Origin of the sequence: Streptomyces sp. NPDC056503 (assembly GCF_042794995.1) — a bacterium.
Classification (GTDB): domain Bacteria; phylum Actinomycetota; class Actinomycetes; order Streptomycetales; family Streptomycetaceae; genus Streptomyces.
In genome coordinates this window covers 1-9,569 of sequence record NZ_JBHTST010000189.1, presented here as the reverse complement: position 1 = coordinate 9,569, position 9,569 = coordinate 1, and the positions used below count along the sequence as shown (strand labels likewise).

Below are 9,569 nucleotides of genomic sequence, written 5' to 3'. Positions count from 1 at the left end.
CGCGGTTCCAGCAAACCCGTTTCCTCGCCATGTCCCCTAACTCGATTGGGAGGGGTCGGGGGTGGGGGTGGGGGGGTGGTTCCCCCCGCCGGGCGCCGACGCGGGGGTGCGCCGGCGCCCGGCCGGTGGTGCCGGATCAGGAGGCCTTCCAGGTGTAGGTCGGCGTGGTGATCTGGCTGGTCTGGGTGGTGGGCTGGTAGTGGAAGAAGTAGGTGACGGTGGCGCCGGACGGCACCTGCACCGGCAGCTCCCAGCGGCGGTCGGCGGAGTCGTAGGAGAGGAAGTGGTTCTGCGGCTGGCCGCCGTCCACGCGGTACTGCACGGTGACGAAGGAGGCCTGGAACCCCTGCGGGGTGAACCAGATCGTGGAGCCGGAACCGCTGGTCACGCCCTGGGTGAAGCCCGGCTGGCCGGATGTCGGGGTCGGGGTCGGGGTGGGAGTGGGAGTGGGCGTCGGGGTCGGGGTCGGGGTGGGGGTGGGGTTCGGGTTCGACGTCCCGTTCGTCCAGGTCGACTTCTTGATCTCGGTGAGGAAGCGGGACAGCACCGTCGGGTCGGCCTGGACGCGGGAGTCGCCCCAGTTGCCGTTCGCGCAACCGGGTCCGCCCGCCTGCGCGCCGCCCGCGCACTGCCACTGCGTCTGGGCGTCCCAGTGGGTGTTGATGTAGGCGGCGGCGCGGATCACGTCCCGGTTGCGGTCGATCCAGTCGAAGTAGCCGGCGTACCAGCCGTCCCAGATCGCCTGGCCGCTGCCGGCCACCGGACTGTTGCGGAAGATGCAGCTGGTGGTCTTCGCGCCGGTGCGCGAGCCCTGCGGGGCGGCCTCGGCGACCATCGCCGGCTTGCCGTGGGAGCGGGCGAAGTCCAGGACGCGGTTCTGTAGACCGACCGGGTCGGTGTCGTACGCGCCGCAGCCCCACTGGGCCTGCACGGAGCGGGAGTTGTAGAACGACGACAGGCCGACCCAGTCGACGTACGCGTCGCCGGGGTACCAGTCGTCCAGGTGGGCCGGGTCGGTGACGAGGTACTTCCACTCCGGGTGGTCGGGGTGGGTGTTCACCGGCCAGGCCGCGCTCTGCCAGACGGTGGCGACGCGGGTGGCGCCGAGCGCGTCGATGCGGCCCTTGATGTACCGGAACGCCTCCTTGTAGAAGTCGGCGCTGTAGCAGTTCCACGGCCCGTCGAACTCGTAGCCGACGCGGAGCAGCACGTCCCGGTCGTACGCCTTGAACCGGTTGACCATCTCGTCGACCTTGGCGCGGTACTGGGTGATCAGGTTCGGGTTCCCGGCGGTGACATCGGCGTCGGGACGGCCGATGATCGCGCGCAGCGGCTGGTTGCCGCAGCCCGACGTCGCGTCCGAGAGGTAGAGGCCGACGGCGAGCGAGGCACCGGGGTACTCCCGCAGGGTGCGTGCGAAGTCGACGGTTCCGGCGCCCCAGTCGACCGGCCCGTCCATGCCCGCGAGGGGAGCGGGAGATCCGCCGAGGACCAGGTTGGTGTAGAGGGTCACCGCCCCGGGCGCGGGGGCGCCGAGCGAGGCGTCACCGAGGACGTCCCGGCGGTAGTCGCTCAGGGTGTCGCTGTCCTGGCCCAGGACCAGGCTGACCTTTCCCGCGGGCGGGAGACCGGGAGTCGCGGCCGGGACGGCCGCCCCGGCGGGGGAGGGGAGAGCCGTGAGCGCGAGCAGGGCCGCGGCCGTCGTGACGCCGGCGGCCAAGGCGCGGAGGAAGGGCCTTCGGGGTGGAGCGGTGGAGGACATGCCGGTGCCTTTCGGGCGTGGGGGAACGAGGACAGGGAGCCCTCCGGCGTACGGGAGCCGGTGGCGGTCGCATGGTGCTGGCGAGGCGGACCCGGGTCAACGGCCTGCGGAGTTTTCGATGTCCGGACCAGGTCAGAAGGCTGCCGTTACGAAAATTTTCGTGAGGTATCGCCAGGGTGTGACGTGGTGAGTCGTCAGAGGGTGATTTCCTTGCCGGGAATTTTCGCGAAAACCTTGACAGAGTTTTCGGTCTTCCGTGACCTTGGTGGCGCTCACCCCGTCTCCCCCTCCCGGAGGATCACCATGGGTCGTACCCGTGTCCGCAGAACCGTCGGCGCGTTCTCCGCCGCCGTCTCCCTCGTCGCCCTGTCCGCCTGCGGCTCGGGCTCCGGCGAGGCCGACGGAAATATCACCCTGACGGTCGCGACCTTCAGCGACTTCGGCTACAAGCCGCTGATCGAGGAGTACGAGCGCACCCATCCCCACGTGGTGATCAAGGAGCGCATCTCCCAGTTCGACCAGCACCACAACCAGCTCTCGACACAGGTGGCCTCCGGCAGCGGAGCCGCCGACGTGGTCGCCATCGAGGAGGGCTACCTCCCCAGGTTCCGCGCGGTGAAGGAGAAGTTCGTCAACCTCGCCGAGCACGGTGCGAACGACCGGCGCGCCGAGTACCTGGACTGGAAGTGGCGGCAGGCCACCCTCGGCACCTCCGACTTCGTGATCGGCTACGGCACCGACGTCGGCAGTCTCGCCGTCTGCTACCGCAAGGACCTCTTCGCCCAGGCCGGCCTGCCGACCGACCGGGCCGCGGTCTCCGCCCTCTGGCCCACCTGGGACGCGTACTTCGCCACCGGCGAGAAGTTCCGCTCCAAGGTCAAGGACAAGGCGTGGTTCGACAGTTCGGGCAACATCTTCACGGCGATGATGAACCAGACCGAGTTCGGCTTCTTCGACGCGGACGACCGGTACATCGGCGAGACCAACCCGAAGGTCAAGGAGTTCTTCGAGGCCACGGCCGAGGCCACCGCGACCGGCCAGTCCGCCAACCTCCAGCCCTTCAGCCAGCAGTGGAACACCGGCATCAAGCTGGGCCGCATGGCCACCATGACCTGCCCCGCCTGGATGACCGGCCTCATCAAGACCGCCGCCGGCGAATCCGCCGCCGGGTCCTGGGACATCGCCGCCGTGCCCGGAGGCGGCGGCAACTGGGGCGGCTCCTTCCTCACTGTGCCCAAGCAGGGCAAGCACGTGAAGGAGGCGGTCGAGCTGGCGGACTTCCTCACCTCGGCCGCCTCCCAGAAGAAGATCTTCACCGGCCCCGTCGGGGCGCTGCCGTCCCTCGTCCCGGTCCTCGCCGACCCCGACGTCCAGGGAGCCGCGCAGGAGTGGTTCTCCAAGGCGCCCACCGGCAGGATCTTCGCCGCCTCGGCCACGTCCCTGAAGCCCAACTACCGCGGCACCAAGGACCAGCAGGCCCGCATCCCGTTCGGCAACGCCCTGCAGCTCGTCGAGCAGGGCAAGGCCGACCCCTCGGCCGCGTGGAACAGGGCGGTCGAGGAAGCCGCCAAGAACCTGCGCTGACGGGGAGCGGGGACGGGCGGTCGACGGAGTCGCGGCGAACCCGCGCCGGTCCGATCCGGTTCCGTCCCACCGCGGCGGATCCCGCGCTGCTGGGCCCGGCCCCGCGCCCCGGCCCGGCACCCGCCGCCTGGTTTCGCCCCCGCGCCGCCCGCCCCGCCCATGCCCCTCCCCGCCCAGGCCCGTCCCACCCCCACGCCGCCCGGCCCACCGCCCACCCGCCCCTCACCCCCCGGAGACACCCATGGCGGTCCAGACCCGCCCGCTTCCGAACGGTCGCCCGACGGCGCCACCCCCGCGCCCGCACCGACCGCGTCCGGGGCGGAACGTGGCCCCGTACCTCCTCATCGCCCCCTTCTTCCTCGTCTTCGCCGTCTTCGGCGCGTACCCGCTGCTCCGGACCTTCTGGGTGTCGCTGCACGACTGGGACCGGCTCTCGGGGCAAGGGGAGTGGGTGGGCCTGGACAACTTCCGGCGCCTGCTCGACGACGCCGACTTCCTCACCGCCCTGTTCAACACCCTGAGCATCTTCGTGCTCTCCACCGTCCCCCAGCTCCTCGCCGCCCTCGGCGTGGCCTGGCTCCTCGACCGTCACCTGCGGGCCCGCACCGTCTGGCGGGCCCTGGTGCTCGTGCCGCAGTACGTCTCCGTAGTCGCCGTCGCGCTGGTCTTCTCCCAGCTCTTCGGGCGTGACTACGGCATCGTCAACTGGGTCCTCCAGGGCGTCGGCGTCATCGACGGCCCCATCGACTGGACCGCCGACACCTGGAGCTCGCACCTCGCCATCAGCTTCATGGTGATGTGGCGATGGACCGGCTACAACGCCCTCATCTACCTCGCCGCCATGCAGGCCGTCCCGCGCGAGCTGTACGAGTCCGCCGCCATCGACGGCGCGTCCCGCCTCCTCACCTTCCGCAAGGTGACCCTCCCCGCCATACGGCCGACGCTCCTCTTCACGGTCGTCATCTCGACCATCGGCGGACTGCAGCTCTTCGCCGAGCCCTTCCTCTTCGACCAGCAGGGCAACGCCGAAGGCGGCGCCGAGCACCAGTTCCAGACGCTCACCCTGATGCTCTACAAGTACGGCTTCATCAACAACGACGCCGGTTACGCGTCCGCGGTCTCGTGGGTGCTCTTCCTGGTCATCGCCGCCGTGGCGGCGCTGAACTTCCTCCTCGCCCGCCGCACCGAGCGCCGCTGAGCGACAGGCCCCGAGACCGCTCGCTGCACAGCCGGGACCGCCGGCTCCCACAGCCGAGCGGAGCCGCCCCCCACCGAGACCGACCCGCGCGCACCATCACCCCCGCCGTACCCCCATCGCCCGCAGAGGACCCCCATGGCCGTCTCCGCGCCCCACCGGCCCCGTTCCGCCCCCACCCTCCCGGCGGACCGCCGACTCTTCCGCACCGTGCCCAGACGAGGACCCCGGCGGCTGGACTCGGCGGGCCCGATCGCCTACCTGCTGCTCGCGGCCGTCACCGCCGCCTCCGTCTTCCCGCTCTACTGGAGCTTCGTCGTCGCCTCCCACGACGACAACTCCGTCCTCGCCGGCACCACCCCGCCGCTCGTCCCCGGCGGCCACCTGATCGAGAACATCCAGCGCGTCTTCGAGCTCTCCGCCTTCTGGCAGGCGCTCGGCAACTCCTTCCTCGTCGCCGGCACCACCGCCGTCTCCAACGTGCTGCTGTCCTCGCTGGCCGGCTTCGCCTTCGCCAAACTCCGCTTCCGGGGCCGCGGCGCCCTGCTCGTCTGCGTCGTCGTGACCGTCATGGTGCCGACCCAGCTCGGTGTCATCCCCCTCTACATCCTCGTCACCGACCTCGGCATGTACGGGAGGCTCTCCGCGCTCATCGTGCCCGCCCTCGTCTCGGCCGTCGGCGTCTTCTGGATGCGCCAGGCCGTCGAGGAGAACATCCCCGACGAACTCGTCGAGGCGGCCCGGATGGACGGCGCGGGCCTCCTGCGCACCTACTGGCACGTCGTCGTCCCGGGCGTCCGCACCACGGCGACCGTGCTCGGCATGTTCACCTTCATGTTCGCCTGGAACGACTACTTCTGGCCGCTGATCGCGCTCCCCCCGGAGAACGGAACCGTCCAGATCGCGCTCAACCAGCTCGCCGCCGGCTACTTCACGGACTACACCCTCATGCTCGCCGGCGTCGTCGTCTCGGCCCTCCCCGTCCTGGTCGCCTTCACCGTCCTCGCCCGCCGGATCGTCTCCGGCGTCATGGCCGGCGCAGTCAAGGGCTGACCGCTTCCGACACCCCGAAAGCAGAGAACCATGACCGCCGCGCCCACCGCCCCCGGCCGGAACCGCACGGACCCCGCCCCCCGGCCGGCCCCCGGGAGACGGGACGAGGACCCCTCCGGGCAGACCCCGCCCGCCCATGGCCCTTCCGGGCCCGTCCTCGTCAACCCCGTCCTGCCCGGCTTCCACCCCGACCCGTCGATCCTCCGCGTCGGCGACGACTACTACATCGCCACCTCCACCTTCGAATGGCTCCCCGGCGTCACCGTGCACCACTCCCGCGACCTCGTGCACTGGCGGCCCCTCGGCGGCCTGCTCCGGGAACGGCGCCTGCTCGACCTGGCGGGCAGGCCGGACTCCGGCGGAGTGTGGGCGCCCTGCCTCTCGTACGCCGACGGCCTCTTCCACCTCGTCTACAGCGACGTCACCAGTCACGCCGGGGCCTTCAAGGACGTCCGCAACCGGGTGACCACGGCACCCGGCCTCGACGGCCCCTGGTCCGACCCCGTCCCCTTCCCGTCGCACGGCTTCGACCCCTCCCTCTTCCACGACGACGGGCCCGACGGCGACGGCCGCAGCTGGGCCCTGTGGATGGAATGGGACCACCGGCCCGACCGCCACCCCTTCGCCGGCATCCTGGTCCAGGAGTGGGACCGCGTGAGGGGCGTCGCCACCGGATCCGTCCACCGCGTCTTCACCGGCACCGAACTCGCCCACACCGAAGGCCCGCACCTCTACCGCCGCGACGGCTGGTACTACCTGCTCACCGCCGAGGGCGGCACCTCCTGGAACCACGCCGTCACCGTCGCCCGCGCCCGCGCCGTCACCGGGCCGTACGAAGCCGATCCGGCGGGTCCCCTCCTCACCTCCCGGCACCACCCCGAGGCCCCCCTGCAGAAAGCGGGCCACGGCAGCCTCGTCGAGACGCCCGGCGGCGACTGGTACCTCGCCCATCTCACGGCCCGGCCCCTGACCCCGCGCGGCGCCTGCGTCCTCGGCCGCGAGACCGCGCTCCAGCGCGTCGCGTGGACGGCGGACGGCTGGCCGCGCCTCGCGGGCGAACCCCCGCTGCCGGGCGGCGAGGCCCTGCCCCGCACCGTCGTCCCCGTCCCCGTCCCCGCACCCGTTTATGACGCCGTCCCCGGGGGCGCCCCCGGCCCCGTCCCGCCACCGCCGTCCACCGCCGTCCCCGGCGGCGCGACCTGGCCGGCTCCCCCCTGGTCCACGCTCCGACGCCACCCCGACCCCGAGTGGATCGAGCCCGCCGACGGCGGACTGCGCCTGTACGGGGGCCAGTCCCTCGGCTCCACCCACGGACAGAGCCTCGTCGCCCGCCGCCGGCAGGCCACCGACTGCGACGTCACCACCCGCCTCACCGCCCACCCCGACTCGCCCCTCAAGATGGCGGGCCTCGTCCACTACTACAACACCACGCTCTGGCACTACCTCCACCTCACCTGGGACGACGAACTGGGCCGCGTCATCAGGCTCGGCACCTGCGCCCACGGCCGCTACGCCGAACCCGTGCCGCCCCGGTCCGTCGGCGACGGACCGCTCGACCTCCGGCTCACCGTGCGCGGCCCCGAGGGCCGGTTCGCCTGGCGCCCGGCCGGCACCGGCGCCTGGATCCCGGCCGGCGACGCCCTGGACGTGACCCCGCTCTCCGACGAGGGCGCCACCCTGGGCGACCCGGACACCGGCCACTACACGGCGTGGGGATTCACCGGAGCCTTCGCCGGCGTCTGCGCCCAGGACCTCACCGGAGGCCGCGCCCCCGCCGACTTCACCTGGCCCGACCACCGGGAACGACACGACGGCAGGCCCGTGCTCCCCTGACGGCACGAAGGGGACGACCGGCACCGACCGTTACCCTTCCGGAAGGCACGAGACAGGCACCCCATGGCACACCCAGGAGCGGAAGGCAGGGCATGACGCAGGAGCGGACGGACCCGCAGGGCGGCAGGGTCACCCTGCACGCGGTCGCCTCGGAGGCCGGGGTCTCCGTCTCCACGGTCTCCAAGGTCCTCAACGGCCGCGCCGACGTGTCGGCCGACACCAAGGAGCGCGTCGAGGCGGTCATGGACGCCCTGGGCTACCAGCGCCGCCCCGCCCGCCGCAGGGGCAGCGTCGTCGACCTCGTCCTCAACGAACTCGACAGCCTCTGGTCCGTCGAGATCATCCGGGGCGTCGACGAGGTCCTGCACGCGGCCGGCGCCGGCATGGTGCTCTCCGCCGTCCACGGCCGCAGCGCCGACACCCGCGAATGGATCGACCAGCTCGCCGCCCGCCGCAGCAACGGCGCCATCCTCGTCGTCTCGGAGCTGACCCCGCAGCAGCGCCGGCGCCTCACGGCGATGGACGTCCCCTTCGTCCTCGTCGACCCCGTCGGCCACGTCGACGCCCTCGTCCCCACCGTCGGCGCCACCAACTGGGCCGGCGCGGTCGGCGCCACCGAGCACCTCATCGAGCTCGGCCACACCCGCATCGCCCACCTGGCCGGACCCCGGCAGCTGCTGTGCAGCCGCGCCCGCGCCGACGGCTACCGGGCCACCATGGAGCGGGCCGAGCTGCCCGTACCGGCCGGCTTCGTCCCGTACGGCGACTTCGACGACGCCTCGGGACGGCGCGAGACCTCCCGGCTGCTCGACGCCCTCGCGGCGGCGGGGGAGGAGCCGCCCACCGCGCTCTTCGCCGCCAGCGACCTCCAGGCCCTCGGCGCCTTCGAGGAACTGCGAGCCCGGGGGTACCGGATCCCCGAGGACGTGAGCATCGTCGGCTTCGACGACCTGCCCGTCGCCCGCTGGACCCACCCACCGCTCACCACCGTGCGCCAGCCGCTGTTCGACATGGCGGCCATGGCGGCGAACACCCTCCTCCGGATCATCGACGGCGAACACGTCGAGAACCTCCGCGTCGAACTCGCCACCCGGCTCGTGGTCCGGGGCAGCACCGCGCCGCCCGCCTGACCCGGCCCCGCACGCCGGGGGCGGCGCCCGCCGTTCTGCTAACCTGCCGGAGGCCGTGCGAGAGAACGAGGAGGTGGTACCCGTGAACGTACATACGTGGGTGCTCTCCTCCGGGGTCACGGTCGGGCGATAGGTCGTCGTCCGGGAGCGCCGTTTCCGACGCACTCCCGAAAGGCACGACCGTGCACTTCACCTCCGAACAGCTCCTCGACGACAACGTCCTCGAACGCTCCTTCACCCTCGGCGAGATCCCCGGCATCCTGTGGACGCCCGCATCCGCCTCCCCCTCCGCGCCGGTGCCGCTGATCCTCCTCGGCCATCCCCCTCTCGGGCTGCGCCGGATGTACCCCCGACTGGTGGACCGGGCCCGCCGGTCCGCGGCGGACGGCTTCGCCACGGCCACCATCGAACTCCCCGGCAGCGGCGAGCGGCCCAGCTGGCCCGCCGCCGACCGGGCCCGCGCCGATCTGCGCCGGGTCATGGAAGCCGGCGAGCCGGTCGGCGACGACATCGTCGACGCCCTGATCCTCCCGCTGGTCGACAGGGCGGTCCCGGAGTGGCAGGCCGCCCTGGACGCCCTCCTCGCGCTGCCCGGGATCGGCGGCCCGGTCGGGTACTCCGGGGGCGTGATCTCCGTCGGCGTCCGGCTGGCGGTGGTCGAGCCGCGTCTCTCGGCCGCCGTGCTGTTCGCCGGGAGCTTCGTGCCACGCGCCATGTTCGACGAGGCGCGACGGGTGACCATCCCGCTCCACGTCCTGCTGCAGTGGGACGACGAGGGGAACGACCGGCAGGCCGCCCTGGACCTCTTCGACGCCTTCGGCTCCGCGGAGAAGTCCCTGAACGCCCACATGGGCGGTCACACCGGCGTCCCGCAGCACGCGGGGGACGCCGCGGCCCGGTTCCTGGCCCGGCATCTGCGCTAGCCACGGGCCGGCCGGTGGGCGACGGGATCCCCGCGACCCGTGACCGCCGCCGCCCGTCGGCCCGGGCCGTCGCCCGCCCCGCACGCGGG

7 protein-coding genes are annotated in these 9,569 nt (G+C 72.5%); 6 read left to right on the top strand and 1 reads right to left on the bottom strand.

The window, feature by feature from the left end; translation table 11 throughout:
* Nucleotides 1-136: 136 nt before the first annotated feature.
* A complete protein-coding gene (locus ACFQ8C_RS34370) occupies nt 137-1,720 on the bottom strand; it encodes an endo-1,3-beta-xylanase (protein ID WP_383465462.1) in 1,584 nt (527 codons plus the stop codon).
* A 345-nt stretch (nt 1,721-2,065) separates the two neighbouring features.
* Here ACFQ8C_RS34370 and ACFQ8C_RS34365 point away from each other — a divergent pair, with 345 nt between their 5' ends.
* From ACFQ8C_RS34365 to ACFQ8C_RS34340, 6 genes are all read left to right on the top strand, one after another.
* A complete protein-coding gene (locus ACFQ8C_RS34365) occupies nt 2,066-3,346 on the top strand; it encodes an extracellular solute-binding protein (protein WP_383465461.1) in 1,281 nt (426 codons plus the stop codon).
* Nucleotides 3,347-3,587: 241 nt separating this feature from the next.
* Nucleotides 3,588-4,544: a carbohydrate ABC transporter permease gene (locus tag ACFQ8C_RS34360; RefSeq protein WP_383465459.1), complete on the top strand. Its 957-nt coding sequence runs from the start codon at nt 3,588-3,590 to the stop codon at nt 4,542-4,544.
* Between the two features lie 135 nt (nt 4,545-4,679).
* Entirely contained in the window at nt 4,680-5,594 is a 915-nt protein-coding gene (locus ACFQ8C_RS34355) for a carbohydrate ABC transporter permease (RefSeq protein WP_383465457.1), read from the top strand.
* 30 nt (nt 5,595-5,624) lie between these two features.
* The gene (locus ACFQ8C_RS34350; RefSeq protein ID WP_383465455.1) at nt 5,625-7,427 is read left to right on the top strand and encodes a glycoside hydrolase family 43 protein; all 1,803 of its coding nucleotides are present in this window, start codon (nt 5,625-5,627) and stop codon (nt 7,425-7,427) included.
* A 92-nt stretch (nt 7,428-7,519) separates the two neighbouring features.
* Nucleotides 7,520-8,557 (top strand): LacI family DNA-binding transcriptional regulator, encoded by a 1,038-nt coding sequence (locus ACFQ8C_RS34345; RefSeq protein WP_383465453.1) that lies wholly within the window; start codon nt 7,520-7,522, stop codon nt 8,555-8,557.
* 182 nt (nt 8,558-8,739) lie between these two features.
* Nucleotides 8,740-9,480 (top strand): alpha/beta hydrolase, encoded by a 741-nt coding sequence (locus ACFQ8C_RS34340; RefSeq protein ID WP_383465451.1) that lies wholly within the window; start codon nt 8,740-8,742, stop codon nt 9,478-9,480.
* Nucleotides 9,481-9,569: the final 89 nt, after the last annotated feature.